Annotated in this window: 21 protein-coding genes; 2 read left to right on the top strand and 19 right to left on the bottom strand. The window is 41.1% G+C overall.

Annotated elements, in window-relative coordinates; all coding sequences use genetic code 11:
• Nucleotides 1-71: 71 nt before the first annotated feature.
• The 3 genes from ldcB to B7717_RS06090 are packed head-to-tail and all read right to left on the bottom strand — an operon-like array spanning nt 72 to nt 2,303.
• Nucleotides 72-788, bottom strand: coding sequence for an LD-carboxypeptidase LdcB/DacB (ldcB, locus tag B7717_RS06100; RefSeq protein WP_000747741.1), 717 nt, complete (start codon nt 786-788; stop codon nt 72-74).
• Between the two features lie 14 nt (nt 789-802).
• Nucleotides 803-1,264: an HIT family protein gene (locus B7717_RS06095; RefSeq protein WP_084944383.1), complete on the bottom strand. Its 462-nt coding sequence runs from the start codon at nt 1,262-1,264 to the stop codon at nt 803-805.
• Between the two features lies 1 nt (nt 1,265).
• On the bottom strand, nt 1,266-2,303 hold the full coding sequence (locus B7717_RS06090; protein WP_084944382.1) for a M42 family metallopeptidase: 1,038 nt from the start codon (nt 2,301-2,303) through the stop codon (nt 1,266-1,268).
• A gap of 139 nt (nt 2,304-2,442) precedes the next feature.
• On the opposite strand from B7717_RS06090, the gene B7717_RS06085 reads away from it, so the two are divergent.
• Both B7717_RS06085 and B7717_RS06080 read left to right on the top strand, forming a co-directional pair.
• On the top strand, nt 2,443-2,994 hold the full coding sequence (locus B7717_RS06085) for a DUF1307 domain-containing protein (RefSeq protein ID WP_000844328.1): 552 nt from the start codon (nt 2,443-2,445) through the stop codon (nt 2,992-2,994).
• A 318-nt stretch (nt 2,995-3,312) separates the two neighbouring features.
• Nucleotides 3,313-3,864 carry a DUF1307 domain-containing protein gene (locus tag B7717_RS06080; protein ID WP_084881425.1) on the top strand — a complete coding sequence of 184 codons (552 nt, stop codon included), beginning with the start codon at nt 3,313-3,315 and terminating at the stop codon, nt 3,862-3,864.
• A gap of 36 nt (nt 3,865-3,900) precedes the next feature.
• Here B7717_RS06080 and brnQ read toward each other — a convergent pair whose 3' ends face one another.
• The 16 genes from brnQ to B7717_RS06000 form a co-directional block, all read right to left on the bottom strand.
• Nucleotides 3,901-5,226 (bottom strand): branched-chain amino acid transport system II carrier protein, encoded by a 1,326-nt coding sequence (gene brnQ / locus B7717_RS06075; protein WP_162287140.1) that lies wholly within the window; start codon nt 5,224-5,226, stop codon nt 3,901-3,903.
• 185 nt (nt 5,227-5,411) lie between these two features.
• Nucleotides 5,412-5,699, bottom strand: coding sequence for a rhodanese-like domain-containing protein (locus B7717_RS06070; RefSeq protein WP_049549959.1), 288 nt, complete (start codon nt 5,697-5,699; stop codon nt 5,412-5,414).
• The gene (locus B7717_RS06065; RefSeq protein ID WP_049549960.1) at nt 5,696-6,286 is read right to left on the bottom strand and encodes a uracil-DNA glycosylase family protein; all 591 of its coding nucleotides are present in this window, start codon (nt 6,284-6,286) and stop codon (nt 5,696-5,698) included. Before B7717_RS06065 ends, B7717_RS06070 begins: the two co-directional genes overlap by 4 nt.
• Before the next feature lie 53 nt (nt 6,287-6,339).
• On the bottom strand, nt 6,340-7,740 hold the full coding sequence (gene pepV, locus B7717_RS06060; protein ID WP_049549961.1) for a dipeptidase PepV: 1,401 nt from the start codon (nt 7,738-7,740) through the stop codon (nt 6,340-6,342).
• 12 nt (nt 7,741-7,752) lie between these two features.
• Complete coding sequence (locus B7717_RS06055) at nt 7,753-8,358, bottom strand: nitroreductase family protein (RefSeq protein WP_049549962.1); 606 nt, start codon at nt 8,356-8,358, stop codon at nt 7,753-7,755.
• A 143-nt stretch (nt 8,359-8,501) separates the two neighbouring features.
• On the bottom strand, nt 8,502-8,795 hold the full coding sequence (locus tag B7717_RS06050) for a hypothetical protein (RefSeq protein ID WP_000880830.1): 294 nt from the start codon (nt 8,793-8,795) through the stop codon (nt 8,502-8,504).
• Nucleotides 8,776-9,168, bottom strand: a complete 393-nt coding sequence (locus tag B7717_RS06045; RefSeq protein WP_000438034.1) for a hypothetical protein — start codon at nt 9,166-9,168, stop codon at nt 8,776-8,778. Before B7717_RS06045 ends, B7717_RS06050 begins: the two co-directional genes overlap by 20 nt.
• Nucleotides 9,150-10,367 carry a hypothetical protein gene (locus tag B7717_RS06040; protein ID WP_000704552.1) on the bottom strand — a complete coding sequence of 406 codons (1,218 nt, stop codon included), beginning with the start codon at nt 10,365-10,367 and terminating at the stop codon, nt 9,150-9,152. Before B7717_RS06040 ends, B7717_RS06045 begins: the two co-directional genes overlap by 19 nt.
• Nucleotides 10,367-10,759: a hypothetical protein gene (locus B7717_RS06035; RefSeq protein ID WP_001042358.1), complete on the bottom strand. Its 393-nt coding sequence runs from the start codon at nt 10,757-10,759 to the stop codon at nt 10,367-10,369. Before B7717_RS06035 ends, B7717_RS06040 begins: the two co-directional genes overlap by 1 nt.
• 120 nt (nt 10,760-10,879) lie before the next feature.
• Nucleotides 10,880-11,209 carry a hypothetical protein gene (locus tag B7717_RS06030; protein WP_065371645.1) on the bottom strand — a complete coding sequence of 110 codons (330 nt, stop codon included), beginning with the start codon at nt 11,207-11,209 and terminating at the stop codon, nt 10,880-10,882.
• Between the two features lie 4 nt (nt 11,210-11,213).
• The gene (locus B7717_RS06025) at nt 11,214-11,621 is read right to left on the bottom strand and encodes a hypothetical protein (protein WP_049479165.1); all 408 of its coding nucleotides are present in this window, start codon (nt 11,619-11,621) and stop codon (nt 11,214-11,216) included.
• A gap of 286 nt (nt 11,622-11,907) precedes the next feature.
• Nucleotides 11,908-12,762 (bottom strand): metallophosphoesterase family protein, encoded by an 855-nt coding sequence (locus B7717_RS06020; RefSeq protein ID WP_049479636.1) that lies wholly within the window; start codon nt 12,760-12,762, stop codon nt 11,908-11,910.
• Complete coding sequence (uvrC, locus tag B7717_RS06015) at nt 12,752-14,599, bottom strand: excinuclease ABC subunit UvrC (RefSeq protein WP_084944381.1); 1,848 nt, start codon at nt 14,597-14,599, stop codon at nt 12,752-12,754. The genes B7717_RS06020 and uvrC overlap by 11 nt, the downstream gene beginning before the upstream one ends.
• A 101-nt stretch (nt 14,600-14,700) precedes the next feature.
• Complete coding sequence (locus B7717_RS06010; protein ID WP_084881431.1) at nt 14,701-15,402, bottom strand: M57 family metalloprotease; 702 nt, start codon at nt 15,400-15,402, stop codon at nt 14,701-14,703.
• A 104-nt stretch (nt 15,403-15,506) separates the two neighbouring features.
• Complete coding sequence (locus B7717_RS06005; protein WP_084881432.1) at nt 15,507-16,286, bottom strand: alpha/beta hydrolase; 780 nt, start codon at nt 16,284-16,286, stop codon at nt 15,507-15,509.
• A gap of 68 nt (nt 16,287-16,354) precedes the next feature.
• Nucleotides 16,355-18,016, bottom strand: a complete 1,662-nt coding sequence (locus B7717_RS06000) for a ribonuclease J (RefSeq protein WP_000065609.1) — start codon at nt 18,014-18,016, stop codon at nt 16,355-16,357.
• Nucleotides 18,017-18,516 lie beyond the last annotated feature (500 nt).

Below are 18,516 nucleotides of genomic sequence, written 5' to 3'. Positions count from 1 at the left end.
ACAAGTATGCTTTACACATACCTTTCCATTATACACTATTTATCTAAAAATGCAAGAGAAAAATTACTTTTTTAATCGACGTAATCTCCGCCTTCAAAGCCATAGTACTCTTCCAAACTGAGACCACTTGCAGCAATTTCTTTGGCTTCTTTTCCAACGTAGCGAAGATGCCATTCTTCTGCCATGTAGCCAGTCTCTTTTTCCTTGCCTTTGAGATAGCGAACAACAAAGCCATAGTCAGCCGCATGATCTAAGAGCCACTGGGCTGCCTTCTCCTCTGTTACCAATTCTCCATTAGTACCAATCAAATCAAAAGCAAGACCCGTTTGGTGTTCACTATAACCTGGGCGTGCTGAATAGCGATCTGCAGCTTCCTTCCCATCTTGATTCACATAGTCTTGATAAAGTTTGGTTTGGGTTTCATAACTTCTAAAACCACTGTAGTGATCGCTGATTGGGTAGCCAGCTGCTTGCATTGCTGCAATGAGTTTGACCAACTCTGCTTTAGCTGTTGGATTTTCTCCTGGATTATAGTCTTTTGACAAAGGATAGTGCTTATTAGCTATGACGATTTCATCGTACTTCCCTTGAATACTATAGTAGTCTCCCTTATTGACAACTTCTGCTTTCTTCTGACTAGAGGCTTGAGATTTGCTCCCTACAGTTCCTTCAGGTTGACTAGTTTGTTCCGTTTTTTGAGTGTTTTCTTCATTTTTAGGTTTTTCTTGAGAACATGCTGCTAGGGTTACTGCCAGCAAACCAGATAAAACAATGTATCTTTTTTTCATTTTTTCTTCCTCTCTTAGACCAAGTGCTTCTCTAATTCATCGGATAAGGCTTTAATCATTTGTTCCAACTCTGGCGATTGTACTTGGCAATCTTCTGCCGCCATTTCTTCCCAGGGCACCCACCAGACTGGACCACGGCCATTCAATCCATGACCCCTCATATCACCTGATCGTCTTGGAAATAGGTGCCAGTGAGCGTGGGCATCTCCATTTCCTAGAAGTTCAATGTTCATCTTTTCAGCTTTAAACGTTTTGGCAACAGCTTCTTGGACCAAACTCATTTCCTCTAGAAAACGAAGTTTTACAGAAGTCTCCATATGGTGGAGTTCTGTGACATGCTCTTTTGCTAGAAATAAGGTATAGCCCTTAAAGTATTGGTGGTCTCCAATAACTACATATCCTGTTTCTAGTTCTTTTACAAAGTAGGGATTTTCCCCTTCCTTGATCCATTCAATTCTTTGACAAATCAAGCACATATTAGTCTACCAAGGTGCTCTTGAGATAGGCGTCTACCATACGCTCAGTCGCCACGACCGAATCAATGTGTGTTCGTTCGTAAGAGTGACTGGATTCAATACCAGCTCCAAGGAGGGCATGCTTAACCTCTGCTCCTGCTGACATAGCTGCTGAAGCATCCGAACCGTAAAATGGATAAATGTCGAGCTTAAATGGAATATCTTGCTCCTTCGCCAAAGCTACCAAGTGTTGACGGAAGTCATAGTGATAGGGACCTGAAGCGTCCTTGACACAGATAGACACTGTATATTCATCCGTCTGCTGGTCATCGCCCATAGCTCCCATATCCACAGCTAGATATTCCACTACCTGAGCTGGAATATTGGAGTTCGCACCGTGACCCACCTCTTCGAAGACTGAAAAAGCAAAATGAGTTGTTACTGGCAATTCAATCCCCTCTTCCTTGTAAATACGAAGAAGATTGAGCAAAATTGCTGCGCTGACCTTGTCATCCAAGTGGCGAGACTTGATAAAACCAGTTTCTGTCACGATAGTTCGTGGGTCAAAGCTGATAAAATCACCGACCTCGATGCCCAAGGCGCGCGTTTCTTTTTCATTGGTTACTTTTGCGTCCAAACGCACTTCCATATTGTCCTGAGTGCGTTCAGCAGTTCCTGCATCTTTGTAGACATGGCAAGATGTCTGGTGGATGAGGATCGTTCCAGATACCGTTTTACCTGTACTAGCCACATGAACGGTACAATTCTCACCTTCAATCATGTTCCAAGGAAAACCACCGATACGGTCCAATTTGAGACGACCATCTGGCTTGACTGCACGCACAATGGCTCCAAGTGTGTCTACATGGGCAGTTACATAGCGATGTTGTTCGTCATTTTGACCTTTGATTGTTACATTGACACCACCCTTAGATGTGCGAACAAGCTTGTAACCAAGCTCTTCTAAAGTATGGACTAGGTAGTCTGAAATCTCACGAGTAAAACCCGTTGGGGATGCAATAGCGGTTAGTTCTTTGATATAGTTTATAGTCTGATTCATTTCTTCACCTCTTTCCTACCATTATAACATTTTTCTAGTCAGACTCCTTATCAAAAGGAGAAAAACTGTGTTTAGTTGCTTTCACTATCGATCCATGTTATAATACGAATACTTTGATTATGAAAGGAAAGTAAAAAATATGAAATCATACTTTAAAGTATCACTAGCCCTTGTGGCTTCACTTGTCCTCCTGCTCGGATGTTCCAAACAAGCATCAACACCTGCTAACAGCAGTAGCAAAGAAGACACAACAACTCAGTCAAGTGAGAGCAAACAAAGCAGTCAACAATCATCTGAAAAGAAAGAAACAACTAAAACACATACCTTTGTAAACAAGAATAATTCTGGAATCACTTCTAACTTGGTTTATACTGTAGAAGGCGACAATGTTATCAAGCAAACCGCTCATAATGTTGCAGATCCTGATATTCTTAACGCAACTCCAGAAGATGTCAAGAGTTTTATCGAAGAAAAGTACAAAGGTTATAATGGACTCAAAGGTGTTAAACAAACGATTGAAATCAAAGATGGAAAAGTTGTTCAAAATCTAGAAGTTGACTTCTCAGTTGCAAGCATTAGCGAACTTAGAAAAGCACTTCCTGAAGAATATTCTGGTATCGGCAATCGTGTCAGTTTCTCAAACTCTAAAAAAGCACTGGAAAAAATGGGATTCACAGAAAAGACGAACTAATCTCCCAAAATTTCATATAGACTAGTGTAGGCCCACCCCAAAAGTTAGACACAACTCTGACTCTTGGGGTATTTTACTATATTCCTAACTGATGAGTCCAATAGATTCCTCCAAATCCCATAAAAAGTGCATTTGAAACTTCATCCACTTTTCAATCCATAGGATAAAAGTTCTTTGAAATAGATCGAGAGAAAACTTTAATCGTCTGACTAGTTTCTGTTCATTGTCATGTCAGGTCAGATGAGAGGGGAGGTCTAGTTGATTTTGAAGTAGAATCATGTTATAATACAAAATACTTTGATTATGAAAGGAAATTCTATGAAAACTTATGTTAAAACTTCACTAGCCCTAGTGGCTTCACTTGTCCTCCTGCTCGGATGCTCTAAACAAGCATCAACTCCTACCAATAGTAGTGCCAAGGAAGACAAAACTGCTCAATCAAGCGAAAACAAGCAGAGCAACCAACAATCATCTGAAAAGAAAGAAGAAACGAAAACTCACACCTTTGTTCACAACAGCAAGCCTGGTATTGAGTCTACCTTAGCTTATACTGTAAAAGGAGACGACATTCTAAAACAAACAGTTTATAATGTTTTTGATCCTGCTAAACTTGATAATACAGCAGAAGGCATTAAAGAAATTGTTGAGGATACTTATAAAGGTTATGAGGGTGTCAAAGGGGTAACACAAAAAATTGAAATCAAAGACGAAAAAGTTATTCTAAGCATGGAAGTTGACATGACTGTTGCAACTCTTGCTGACCTAAAAAAAGCAATGCCAAACGAATTTTCTGGCTTTGGAAACCGTATAAGTTATGCAGCTTCGAAGAAAATGCTTGAAGAATCTGGTTACACTGAAAAAACCAACTAAGATTAATAGAAAAAACTTGGCCAAGGCCAAGTTTTTTTATTCCATTTCAAAAACATCGCTTTCTTGCTTGTTCGGAAGGACCAAGGAAAGCAAAATCCCGATGATAGCTGGCACCAACCAAGGGAGGGACGCCTTAGCAAAAGGCAAAGCATTCACAAGATTTGCTAGAAACTCAATCTTAAAGGAGCTTCCAAGAACACTTGCAACAGCGATTGCTGTGACAACTCCTATTGTTAACTGCATGCCCGGTTTTGATAGGGCGACAAACTTATTCACAATCACGATCATCACAATGGCGATGGTGATTGGGTACAAGATTACCAGTACTGGCACTGAGTACTTAATTATTGCATCAAGACCAAGATTTGCAATGGCAAATCCAATCAAGGTAAAGGCTGTTGCATAGACCTTGTAGCTGATTTGTGGGAAACGTCCGTTAAAGAACTCTGCTGTCGACACAATCAATCCAACTGTCGTTGTGAAGCAGGTTACAGTTACCATAACAGCAAGGAAGAGTTGAGCTGTTGAACCAAAGATTTCCTGAGTTGCTTGCGACAAGATATAAACACCTGGTGTTCCACCCTTCATCGCTTCTGCTGGTACTGGGAAGTGATTTCCAAGGAATCCTAAACCAATGTAAAGAGCGCTAAAGGCAAGAGCTACAACGATACCAACAATCCAAATGGTTGAGATGTACTCTTTCTTACTTGAAAATCCAAGTTGTTTCAAGGTTTGAACAGCGATGACACTGAAGGCCACTGAGGCTAGGGCATCCAAGGTGTTATACCCTTCTAGGAAACCTGTCCCGAAAGCAGATGCTTGATAGGCTTCTGAAGCTACTTGAGGACTTGTTCCACCATATTTAAAGGAACCTAGTACAACTAAGATAACGATAAGCAAAGCAAAGACTGGTGTCAAGATACGTCCGATACGATCCAAGATTTTTGATGGATTGAGCGAGATCAAATAAGCTGCGGCAAAGTAAAGCACGGTAAAGATAATCAATCCTAGGCCTTTATTTGCTTCAGACAAGAGGGGGCTAATCCCAACTTCGTAAGCTGTTGTGGCTGTACGCGGAATGGCAAAGAAGGGACCAATTGATAGATAGAGGACTGCAAGATAAAGCGTCGCAAACCAAGGTGAGATTTTCTTAGAAATCTCATAAATGTATCCTTTAGGATTGAGCGTTCCGATGATAAGTGTCAAGACGGCAATACCAACACCTGAAAAGACAAAACCTGCGATGGCAGGAAGAAATTGTTCTCCAGATAAAGCACCTAGAGAAGGTGGAAAAATCAAGTTTCCCGCACCAAAAAATATTCCAAACAGGAGCAAGCCTGTTAGGGCACCTTTTTTAGCCATAAAAATCTCCTTCAAATTTCTAAAATACTGACCTAGTATACCATGATTAAGACTCTGAAAAAAGTATCCAAAATTAATCATTGAATGTTTTCAATATTTTTAAAAATAAGAATTATCTAAAAACAAAAATCCCTCACTCAGTTGGAACCGAGCAAGGGAAGATTAGGATCTATCGCTATATAGCTTTAAAGATTTTCAAAGGCCGTCATTCCACCTTGGACATTGATAACGTCATAACCCTGTTCAGCTAGAAATTGACAAGCACGCGCTGACCTCATCCCAGATTTACAAATGACATAATGCAAGAGGTCCTTGTCCAATTGATCATAGATATCAGTCAATTGACTAAGTGGTAGGTTCTGAGCACCTTCTAAATGAAGCGTCTCGAACTCTTCTACTTCTCTCACGTCCACTAGAGAAAGTTGCTCATTTTGATAAAGCTGGTAAAAATCGTTAAAAGTAATTTCTTTCATTTTGTTTCTCCAAGAATCTTTTGAATTCTTTTTTTCAAATCTGGCACCACTTCTGACTCAAACCAAGGATTCTTAGCCATCCAGATTTGATTTCGTGGTGAGGGGTGCACCAGAGGGAAAAATTCTGGTAGATAGTCTTTGTAGCGTTTTACCCGCTCTGTTACCTTGCCACTAACCTTCTCATGAAGATAATAGGCCTGGGCATATTGTCCAATCAAAAGGGTCAATTCAATATTTGGACATTCCTTGAGGAGTTGTGGGTGCCATTTTTCGGCAAAGCCTTTACGGGGGGGAAGGTCGCCCGATTTTCCATGTCCTGGGAAATAAAAGTCTATGGGAATAACTGCAAACAAGCCCGAATTGTAAAAGGTGTCTTCATCCACACCTAGCCACTCACGCAAGCGATCGCCACTCTTATCCTTCCAATAAATCCCAGCTTCTTGCGTTTTAAGCCCAGGAGCCTGACCGACAATATTGATGCGGGCAGTTTTTGGCGCCGCAAAGAGAGGTTCGATTCCACGTTCTGTATAGCTGGTATTTTGCGGATCCGCCATAATGGCTTGCTTGATTCTTTCGATTTGAGACATCTGTTTTCCCTCCAAAAAGAAGTCCAAGCATACAATCTCAGACTTCTATCGTTTTATTTGATCAATTCATAAATAGCTTCTGCATAGATTGCTGCTGCTCGGAAGAGATCGTCCAAGGCGATAAATTCATTAGCTTGGTGCATGGTGTCAATAGAGTCTGGGAACATGGCACCGTAGGCAACTCCACGTTCCAGCAAGCGACCAAAGGTACCACCACCGATGACTTGCTCGTGACCTTGGAGACCAGTTTGTTTTTCATAAACATTCAACAAGGTTTGAACGAGTGGATCTTCCATTGGTACATAGTGAGGGGTATGACCGTGTTCAGAAAGGCTAACAGAAGCAACTGGTAAGTTTTCAAGAACTGACTGGATTTGCTCTGGACTTGTTCCTTTTGGATAACGGAAGTTGAGGGCAATGGTATTGTCAGCACTTGTTTCATCAAAGCGGAAGACACCGGCATTCATAGAAAGGGCACCCATCTTTTCATCTACATGAGCAACCTTGAGATTTGTACCCTCATGGTCGTTCAAGAGAATCTTACCAGCGATGTTAAGGTAGTCTTTTGCAGGTCCTGCAAAGTCAAACTGGCTGAGGAAAAGGGCAAGATAGGTCGCACCATTGACACCTGATGCAGGCATAGCACCATGGGCTGATTTACCAATGATGGTGACCTTGTATTTGCCAGCATCTTCTTGAATTTCTCCTCTGAGTTTGTATTCTGCAACAAAGGTATCTAGTTTAGCTTGCAAGTCAGCCAGGTCGCCTGAAACGACTGCTGTTGCTGATTCAGGTACCATGTTTTCACGCAATCCACCTCTGAAGCTGTGAAGACGGGCTGCACCTGTATTTTCACCTGCAAAGTGAAGATATTCCGTGATGTTCCCTTTTTCACCATTGATGATAGGGAATTCAGCGTCTGGAGAGAAACCGAAGTCTGGTTTCGCAAGTCCTACATGTTCAAAGTAGTAGTCCATGTCTGCCCAACCTGATTCTTCGTCTGTTCCGACGATGAAACGAACTTTCTTAGAAGTTGGAAGTCCCAATTCTTTGATGATTTTCAAGCCATAGTAACAAGCTGTTGTAGGTCCCTTGTCGTCTGAAGCTCCACGCGCATAAAGGCGACCGTCTTTGATAGTTGGTGTATAAGGGTCCGTTTCCCAACCGCTACCAGCTGGCACCACGTCCATATGGGCAAAGATTCCGAAAACTTCTTCTCCTTCACCAAACTCAAAATGTCCTGCGTAGTTATCAACATTTTTAGTTGGATAGCCATCGCGGTCTGCGATTTCAAGGAATTTTTCCAAGGCTTTTACTGGACCAGGTCCAAATGGATGCTGCGCATCTACTTTGCTGTCATCACGTTCTGAGTTGATTTCCAAAAGGCTAAACAAGTCAGCCAAGAGCTCTTCTTTGCGTTTTTCTACTTCTGCTGTAAAATCAATTGCTGTCATTTTTTCTTCCTTCTATCTTTTCTCGATGATTTCATCCACTGGCAAGCGGTAGCTTGGTTCCAATTTTTCGTCTGTGTAACCCACTGTAATCAAGAGTTCTGGGCGGAATCGGTCTTCAATGTCCAAAACTTCGTTGGCTTTTGATTTGTCAAATCCAAGAATAATGTTAGAACCGATTCCCTGGTCAGTCAAAGCAAGAACTAAGTTCATGGCTACTAGTCCCACATTAAGGGCCAAGTAGTCACTAACTTGCTGTTCACTGTAACGTGCAAATTCAGCAGGCAGATTCTTCATAAAATATTGAAGTTGCTCTTCAGAAAAGTTATTAGCGCCGCCAACTCGGGCAATCTTACGAGCACGTTTAGCCAAATCTGTGTCTGTAAACAAGGCAATGGTTACAGGCGCTGATGATACCTGTTCAAAGTTCGAACCATAAGCCAATTTTGCCAATTCAGCATTTTTCTCACGAACAACCACAAACTTCCATGGCTGGCTGTTGTGGGCACTTGGGGCCAAGGTTGCGATTTCGATAGCCGTACGCACATCTTTGGGATCTACCGGTTTATCAGTAAAATGCTTAGTCGCATGACGTTTTTTATTTAATTCAAGAAATTTCATAATCGATTTCCTTTTCTAATTCTACTGCATCCATTCTACCATATTTTGAAAGAGCTTGCAGAGATTTTTCATAGGAAAAGCAAGAGCAAAACAAACTGCTCTGTGCAGTTTGTAATAATTATTCTATATCACTCACCATAAAATTAGCAAATGGAATCATACTGAGATAGCTTCTCCGTTGTCACTTCTTCCAACTTTTTCTTTACCTGACCTTTTATGGCCGTATCCATCTGTGATTTTATTTTCCCAATAGCGACTTTTGTCTCCTCCGCACTTTCTCTCACTTTTTCTTTATAGTTGGTTTGCAAAGAATTTTTTTCCTTTAAGATTACTGTCGCCATTGTATAGATTCTATTCCTCTCCATCATGCGATACATCTGACGTAAAGCAAATTCATATTCTTCATCTGTGTAATATTCATTTAATGGTGCGAGCATATGACCTCCTTAAATCTCCGATTGTCTGTTCTAACTCATCTTGCTTTTTACGATAATCTCTATCTAACATCTCTTCATGGTACTGCAATTCATCTTCTCTACGCCTACACGCAAACTGAGAATCCTCCATCAATTGTTGCAAACTCCTATAAAACTGTTCTCCATCTTGGTAACTGTGTTGTCCCTTTTGAAGAAAGACATCCATTTTGCTAGCTTCGTCTTCAATGATTCGGGCAAGGCGGTCTCGACGTTCATAGAGTTCGTTATATTGATTCGTAAAAGTTGCTTTCCGCTTTAGATACTCATCTTCCAAATCATAATGCTCTTTTTCTTTTGCTTTTAACTTTTGGAAGACTAAATCCGACTGTTCCATTTTCTAAATTCTCCTGCCAATTCCTTATCTGTGGCCAGTTTACTCTCAATGACTTGGATAATCTGTTGGTTAAGGGTATCAAACTCTGTGGCTAGTTTTTCAGCCTTTTGATTCATTTGCTCAAAATCTTGCTTAACTGAACCGACAATCGTATCCTGAGTCACACCCGCAGACGCAAAAGTCGATAGAACTTCATCATAACTCAGGTATCGGAAACTACTAAAGTCAAGCTGATTCCATAGTTCTTGTGCTTTTGACACCACCTCTTCTTGAAGGTGCTTGACGTCGTCTGCACCAGCTCGAGCCGCATTAGCCATTCCTTCCCCTAGAGCCATTCCCTGCAAGCTATCCAAGTATATCTCTTCCCTACTTGACAAACCATCTGCCGAGAGGTAGCTTTTAATTTTTTGGTAGCGGTACATACCCGCTGTTGCTTCTGCTAATGCCGTTACTTTGAGATTTGTGACACGTTTTCCATCCAAATCAACTAGCTGGCCATTCTCATCAAATCGCCACTGGGACAAGTTATGATATTCTAACTTGTCACCCCAGTTATCTTTTGCAGGGTAGATGTAGGGAAATATAGCTGTTTGAGTCGTATTTCCCGTAATATTGCCAATAACATCATACTTATGACGGAAATTGCGAAATTGTTCTGGATGTTCTTGCATGTACTTGATTTCTTCTTTCGAAATCAAGTTATGAATATCTGGCCCGTTATACCCAACATTGGCATAACCTCGCTTTAAAGCGACATACATAGCCAGTGACTCTCCAAGCGAATGCCCCGCAGTTGTAATTTTAGCAGAGGGATAAGTTTTTTCGATTTCTTCCGCAAAACTCAGAGCCGTTTGAAATTGAGATTTTCTAAATGTCTTTGTTTTCAAATCCGACAACACCTGTCTATCACCAAATCCTATTGATTGGATATCTGTTTGGATGTCAAGTCGATCATCTTTATTCGTCCCAGCATAGGCAATCACTACATGGCTATAATCCACATTCCCATTTTTATCCACAGGAGCAACCGCCATCGCCTGCATACCGTTGGAGGTGTTGTCTTTTGCACTAAGAACTCGAAAAGTTTGTCCATTTGATTTAAAAATCTTATCGTCTCTCCAAGGTCGTTTTACTTTTCCTGCATCAACATTATAAACTCCATCAACAATATCATTATAATTTTTATCTGTTATTTTCATCACTTGCTCCAATATTTCACTTTAATATTATCTATTGTTTGTTGATTAGTGATTTCATTTTTTTCTTGTAAATTTAATCTTTTATTCCAACTAATTACATAATTGTCAGTTTTATCGTTAAATTTAAAGAAAGTAATTTCCATTTCAAGTTCTTTATTTAGAGTTAATAACGCAGTTCTTGAACCTGTTGTAGCATTATTTTCTATATCATTAAATTCTATTTCATTGATTCCCTCATAATGATTAACTAAATACAATACCATCCTATCCTGTTCGATTCTCATTTTTTCTTCCAATGTTTTTTCTTTTTGATGATTTAAACTAAACATCACGATTCCTCCTATTACACAAATTACTAAAGCAATAATACCCCATTTTTTACGCTTATTCATTAACACACCTCCTTATATCATTCTATAAAGCAACTAGCCCCAGTTACCTTATAGTATAACATAAACAGCTATTTTAACTAACATTAGCGTAATCCAGCACCGTCACAAACTGAGAATCTACTACTTCGCAGAATTTAGTCCTGAACGAGACTGTAGTTTTTCCCTCCCAAGCCATAAAGACTGTACATCCGTACCAAGATCCTTTATGTCATCTTTATTCGTCCCTGCATAGGCAATCACTACATGGCTATAATCCACATTCCCATTTTTATCCACAGGAGCAACTGCCATCGCCTGCATACCGTTGGAGGTGTTATCTATGGGTTTAGAGATTACTTTAAACCGATCGTTTGCAACTAATCGTCCCTCCTGAATAGGATTACTCACCTTACCAGAGTCAACATCGTAAACATCATCTACTATATATCTATAATCTTCTTCTGTAACCATATAGTTATCTCTCCTCTAAGTAGATAATTTTTACTGCTATATCATACCCAGCTTCTTCTTTGTGTTCTCTCTTTATGAATTCTGTTGGTGAATAATTAGAACTTCTTATTTTCCCATTCTCATTTAAAGAATCTATTTTGACAGATATATCATATTGATTATTTACTTTAGCAGTAATCCTCCAACTCCCGGTGCTTTCATTTTTTTGAAATTCAACAAACTTCACTCTCTCAATCTTTTGTCCATCAGCTAAATCATAGTTACTAACTAAAAACTTTGCTACCCTATCCTGTTCGATTCTCATTTTCTCTTCCAATGTTTTTTCTTTTGGATGATTCAAACTAAACATTATAACTCCTCCTATAATACAGATTACTAAAGCAATAATACCCCATTTTTTACGCTTATTCATTAACACACCTCCTTATATCATTCTATAAAGCAACTTGGTCTTAATTACCTTATAATATAGGACCAATAGCCACTATGGTCTTGTGCATTGAATTCAAGTTTAGCATAGTTCACTTACGATTTCCTTTTCTAATTCTACTGCATCCATTCTACCATATTTTGAAAGAGCTTACAGAGATTTTTCATAGAAAGAAATTGGAACAAGGATGAGTAACCAAACGAAGTCCATCTTTTAAATCAGGGAACCCCTCATCCAGTTCCAACTAATTTTCAGGGATTTAAAGAAACTAGTCTACCTTATATTCTGACTTTATAGTCTCCAAAAATTTCTTCACATCCTCCACATACCCATGCTTTTCAATTAAACTAGCTAAGAGTTCCAGATTGTGCCCCCGATAGTTGTCATCTCGACGTAGTTCTTCATACATTTCGATAAAAGGAAGCCCCTTGGACTTGGCCAATTCTAACTCTGCTTCATAATCATAGGAAACTTTTCGGAATAGAATATTTACCAATTCCCCATTTTCCACTTCTATCACAGCATACTGGGCACGGTGATTTTTTAACTTTTCCCAATCAAAATAGGGCATGCCAATCGTACCTGGATTGATGATTTGTTGCCCTTGACTTCCATAACGAAGCAACTGCTTGTGGACATGACCATAGATTGCCACGTCCGTTTCCTCATCTAGGAGTTGGTCAAATTTCTCTGTATCATTCCCAACAGACAGATCCCCACCATAGTTTTTTTCAGGCAAATTATGAGAAAGAGAAAAGCGCAGCCCCTCAACTTCTTTCTTTTCTAGCAAAGGTAAGCTTCGTAGCCAGTCAATCGTTTCAGGATCCATTCGCTCCATCAAAAACTGGGTCAATCGCATGAGCTGGACTTCCTGTGGGTCTTCCAAGCCATATTGCCCATCTAAAGCCTCAAGGACACAATCATCCCAATTACCTCGAACACTTGCAGTGATAGGAAGTTCCTTTAACAGAGCGACCAAGTCATTTGCACCTGGACCAGGGAGAAAAATGTCTCCCATGAGCCAGTATTCACTGACTCCTTGTGCTTTAGCATCTGCAATCACTGCTTCTAAGGCAGTCACATTTCCATGAATATCTGATAAAATTGCGATTTTATGGTTCATCATAATCTCCTTTTGTTTGGTAGTCCACTCTTTCTTCCGCCACTTGAGCCAATTCCACTTCTTCCTGAGGGTTCAACTTTCTTTTCACATCTTCTGCGACTGCTCTTGGCACACCCACTTCGACAATTTCATCCACACTAGCTTCCTTGATTTTAGTGAGAGATTTAAAATGCTTCATGAGATTCTGTTTGCGTTTAGGTCCCAGACCGTCAATCCCATCCAGTTGTGAAGAAAAGGAATTTTTTGAGCGCAGTTGACGGTGGAAGGTGATAGCAAAGCGGTGCACCTCATCTTGGATGCGTTGAAGCAGGAAAAATTCCTGAGAATTGCGAGACAACTCCACCACTTCCAGTGGATCTCCGAAGAGCAATTCATGGGTTTGGTGCTTGTCATTCTTTTGCAGACCTGCAATTGGAATATCCAAGCCCAGCTCCTCTTGGATGACTTGCTTAGCGATATTGACTTGACCTTGTCCTCCATCAATGACAATCAAATCTGGGGGAGTCAAACCGTCTCGTTGAACTCGACCATAACGCCTGCGGATGACTTCTCGCATGCTGGCATAGTCGTCTGGACCGACAACCGTTTTTATCTTGTACTTACGGTAATCCTTCTTACTCGGTTTACCGTTGACAAAGACCACCATGGCCGAAACAGGGCTGGTCCCCATGATATTGGAGTTGTCGAAGGACTCAATGCGAACCGGAGTCGGTATTTGAAGCAAGCGTCCTAGATTTTCAATAGCTCCCTGAGTCTTTTCGACAGATTTTTCTAGCAGATTGAACTTCTGCTCCAGACTAACACGGGCATTTTTTATGGCTAGATTAACCAGCTGTTTTTTCTCGCCACGCTGAGGTTTGACAATCTTAGTATCCACCAAGGCCTTAACGGCTTCTTCATCGATATCCTGCGGAATCAATACTTCATTAGGAACCAGGTGAGATTTTTCTTGATAAAATTGTCCCACATAGGTCAAGAAGTCCTCATCCGGATCGTTGTAGTAGGGGAAGAGATTGACATCCCGCTCGATAAGTTTTCCCTGACGAACAAAGAAAACCTGGACACACATCCAACCCTTGTCCACATAGTAGCCAAAGACATCCCGGTTTTGGAGATCCTTTGCCATAACCCGTTGCTTGGTCCGAAGTGTTCCAATAGCCTGAATCAGGTCACGGTATTCCGCCGCACGTTCAAACTCCATACTTTGAGCTGCCTTTGCCATCTTACCCTTAAGGTCATCGATGATTTTATCATCCTGCCCCTTTAGGAAATCAGAAACCTCCTGAGCCATGGACTGGAAATAGGCCTCATCTTTCTTACAGATGGTGTGGGCCATACATTGGCCGATATGATAATAAAAACAGACTTTAGACGGCGGATTGGTACATTTCCGAAAAGGGAAAATCCTATCTAGAAGTCGCTTGATTTCATTGGCTGCCCCCACATCAGGATAAGGTCCAAAATAAAGACCTCCATCCTTTTTGACCTGACGAGTAATGATGAGCCGTGGATAGCGTTCATTGGTGATTTTGATAAAGGGATAGGACTTATCATCCTTGAGCATGATATTGTACTTGGGCTTATTTTCCTTGATGAGGTTAATTTCTAAGAGAAGTGCCTCAATATTGGACTCAGTGACTATAAATTCAAAATCTACAATTTCAGACACCAGTGCCTCTGTCTTGGTATCGTGACTGCCACGGAAGTAAGACCGCACGCGATTGCGCAGATTTTTAGCCTTTCCTACATAAATAATGGTGCCGTTTTTATCCTTGTGAATGTAGCAACCGGGGCTGGTCGGCAAGAGCTCCAGTTTTGATTTGATCAAGTTATTCATAGTTCCATTATAGCAAAAAGGCCGTAACAGGACGAACAAAAAGCCCCACCAATCACTTGATGGAGGAGCTTTGATTTCTTTTCTGATTGCACCGACTTCATCTAGTCGCTACTGGTATAGAGTTCTTGAACAGCTTTCACATCCTGAGGCTGAATCCCATAGTAGGAGCCTGCAGGCTGCATAACAGAAGTTTCGTTGCTATGATCCAATCCGATAGCATGTCCCAGCTCGTGCTCCGCCGTATGCACGATCCGTTCATAAGAATAACCATAACTTGGATTGGATAGGTAATGATGATTTAGGCGGACCGTTACAGATATAAATCGATCGGTCAACAGATTGGTTTGACTCTCGGCTTGACCTGCTACAGCGGTCGATCCATCATTCATCTCACTTGCCACAATATCTGCCTGGCTAGGATCCGCAACCACCTCAAAGGTAAAGGCTCCCGTTTGATTCCAGTTTTTTATGGCTTCTGCATAGGCACCTTGGAAGGTCTCATCCATTTGAGGCTCAATATAGATGCGAGCTGAGGCTTGAGCCCACTTGCCTTCTGCATGTTGGTGACTGTCTGTCTGAGACAAGACTTCCAGCCTTCCCGTCTCCTTCCATTGATTCCAGCCACCTTGACCAATCTTGCTCATTTTTTCAACCTGATTGACCGCAGAATGAAAATCACCTGTCAGATACCAAACCACTCCAAAGGCAATGATCAGTAGAATGACCACAGTCCAAACCAGACGCCAGAAGAAACGCCAAATTCCCAAAAGAAATCGGAAGAATAATCGAATAATCCAGAACATGACGCCCCACCTTTCATAAAAATAAGAACCTATCTTGAAATCACATTCTCCTTGATCAAGATAGATTCTCTATTTTACTGAAGAAAGCTGAAAGAAACCTAAAACTAAGATAAACGTTCTTCCAAGACAAAGTCAATTGGTAGAGTAGCTAAAAAACGCTCCAATTGTTTTTCCCAGTAGTACCACTCGTGCTTACCTGGACTATGACTATAGGTCACCTCAAAACCTAGTTTTTTGAGGTTTTTCACTGCGAGGTTATTGGCTGAGTAAAGATAGTCTTGTTCCCCACACCAAGCCCATAGTTTGGTCTTTTTATCGGATTTTGCAGCCATGCTTTCAAGCGAATGAGGACTAGCTGTCCAGTCTTTAATCTCTCCAAAAACTCCTCTCCAGTAGGCAAGTGACCCCAGATCCTGACTTTCAGGAGAAAAATCCTGAAAACTGAGCGCACCAGAAAAACTAGCTGCATGAGAAAAACGATTTGTCGATAGAGCGAGTTTGAAGGAACCATATCCTCCCATGGAGAGACCAGCTATAAAGGTCTTTTCTCGCTTGCTGGTCATATTGGGGAAGAAACGTTTCATGACTTGGGGGAGTTCTTCTGCTAGAGCAGTATAGTAGTTATAGCCATACTGAGTATCTGTGTACCAGCCATTGCTAGTATTGGGCATGATAACAATGAGATTGGTTCCACGCAACAAGCGCTCGACATTGGTACGTTTGAGCCAGCTATTTTGGTTTCCTGACATTCCGTGTAAAAGATAAAGGACAGGAATATCTGTGCAATCTGGTTCAGTCACCCGACTAGCATCTGGATAGAGTACGGTAACGCCCCACTCCATATCCAAAACTTTTGAGTAATACTCAATATTCATAACTGCCATGGTTGTCTCCTTTTACTATTCTATAAGAAAAAGCCGAATTTCGACTTTTTCTGTAGGTATTCTGCTTATTATTTTGCTTCCATCACGACTGGCAAGATTGCCGGGCGACGCTTGGTTTGATCAAAGAGGTACTTGGTCAGATTGTCACGAACCTTGCCTTTGAGATCTGCCCAGTCAAAGTCATCACCTTGAAGATACTCTTCTACCGTTTGGTTAATCAATTCGGAACTTTCACGGAGAATATCGCGGCTCTTCTTGAGATAAACAAATCCACGCGTGTGAACACGGGCCTTGGCCACAATTTTCTTCTCACGACGGTTGACAGTGATCGCCACGATAAAGATTCCATCCTCTGACAAGACCTTACGGTCACGAAGGACCACATTTCCAACATCTCCGATAGCATTTCCGTCAATCAAGACATCCCCTGCAGAAACAGCTCCAGCTGGAACAAAGTCTCCATGTTCATAAGACATGGTCGTTCCCTTTTTAGGGATGAAAATGCGTTCTGGCAACATTCCAACTGCCATGGCAGCCTTGGCATGCGCGTCCAACTCACGATACTCTCCTTGGATAGGGAAGAGGTAGTTTGGTTGCAAAAGATTGATCATCAACTGCAAATCACGCGCATTTCCGTGTCCGGATACTCGCAAGCTTTGGGTAATGAGTTTCACCACACCACCAGCTTGGTAGATCATGTTTTCAACACGCGCCATGACGGCTTCTTTGGCGATAGATGGAGTCGTTACGATATAGACCAAGTCCCCGTCTTTGATTTCCACATAACGGTGGCGTCCAATGGACATCTTACGAAGTCCATTAATAGGCTCACCCATACGGCCAGTCTCAAGGATAATCAACTCATGGTCTTCAAAACGAGACATTTCTTTGGGTTTGATCAAAAGACTTTCATTGGCTAGAGATAATTTTTTGAGACGAATCGCAGTGCGGACGATATTTTCAATATCAAATCCAGTCAAAACAACTCTGCGACCTGTATCTGCTGCAGCATCAAAAACCTGCTGAATACGAGAAAGGTTGCTGGCAACTGCGGCAACGATGATACGACCTTCCCAGTCTGCAATGGTCTGGGTAATTTCGTCTCCAACTTCACTCTCGCTCGCCACCTGGATATTGCTGTCTGCATTGGCTGAATCACTGAGGAGCGCCAAGACACCATCACGACCGATTTCTGCCAAACGAGCAAAATCCGTCGCATAGGATTCGCTAGCTGTCTGGTCAAACTTGAAGTCCCCTGTATAAACTATGCTACCTTCAGCTGTTTTCAGGACTATTCCCAAACTTTCTGGGATGGAGTGGGTTGTACGGAAGAAGGAAACCACAGTCCCTCCAAAGTCGATCTCTGTATCTTCATCAATCACATGGAAGTCATTGAATTTCTTAACCGTATCATTCCCTTTGACAAAGAGTTTGGCCAACTCAATAGTCAACTCAGAACCAAACACAGGCACCTTAGCCTCTGCCAAAAGATAAGGCAGGGCACCAATGGCATCCGCATGTCCGTGGGTCAAAAAGACCCCTGCGATACGATCGCTATTTTCAAAAAGGTAGTCCATATTTGGAATGACGACATCAACACCTAGTTGTTCATTTTCAGGGTATTTAAGCCCCGCATCCAAAACAAAAATAGAACCATCGATTTCAGCGATGTACATATTTTTCCCATTTTCTCGTACACCACCTAGTGTTGTTAAACTGATATTACTCATTTTTCCTCCGAAACTTCATTTATCTTGATTATAGGGCGAATTCACCCTCTTATTCTAAAAGTTCTAAAACTTCCAGCCGAATCTTTTCCTACCATTATACCATTTTTTTGATTATTTTCAAAACGAAGATAGGTTTTTAACTAGAGATTAGTCACTACTGTGAATCGAATCCTTTAACTTTGACTTCTCTTTTGGAGGCTTCATCGAAGATAATGGAAGGATTGCACCATCAAAAATATGGATTTTCTGAATCAATTTAATTTCAGATACCTTTCTCGAACTCTAAATTTCTCTTTTAGTTCAAAACAAGTTAAATTCTTGCCCTTCACCTCTCGACTTGAGAACTATTTTCTACAAAGACATGGTTTATCTACATCCAAAAGCGAGAATTTCCTGTTCGCTACAGAATCTAAAAATTTCAGAAATTAGCCATTAATATAGAGGATAACGTTAGGAAATTTTTTCAAAAAGAAAAAAGACTTAGAAATTCTAAATCTTTT

It is taken from the genome of Streptococcus oralis subsp. oralis (assembly GCF_002096495.1).
In the GTDB taxonomy this organism is placed as follows: domain Bacteria; phylum Bacillota; class Bacilli; order Lactobacillales; family Streptococcaceae; genus Streptococcus; species Streptococcus oralis_CU.
Note: the sequence above shows the minus strand (reverse complement) of the source record. Positions and strands in the feature narration are given on the sequence as shown.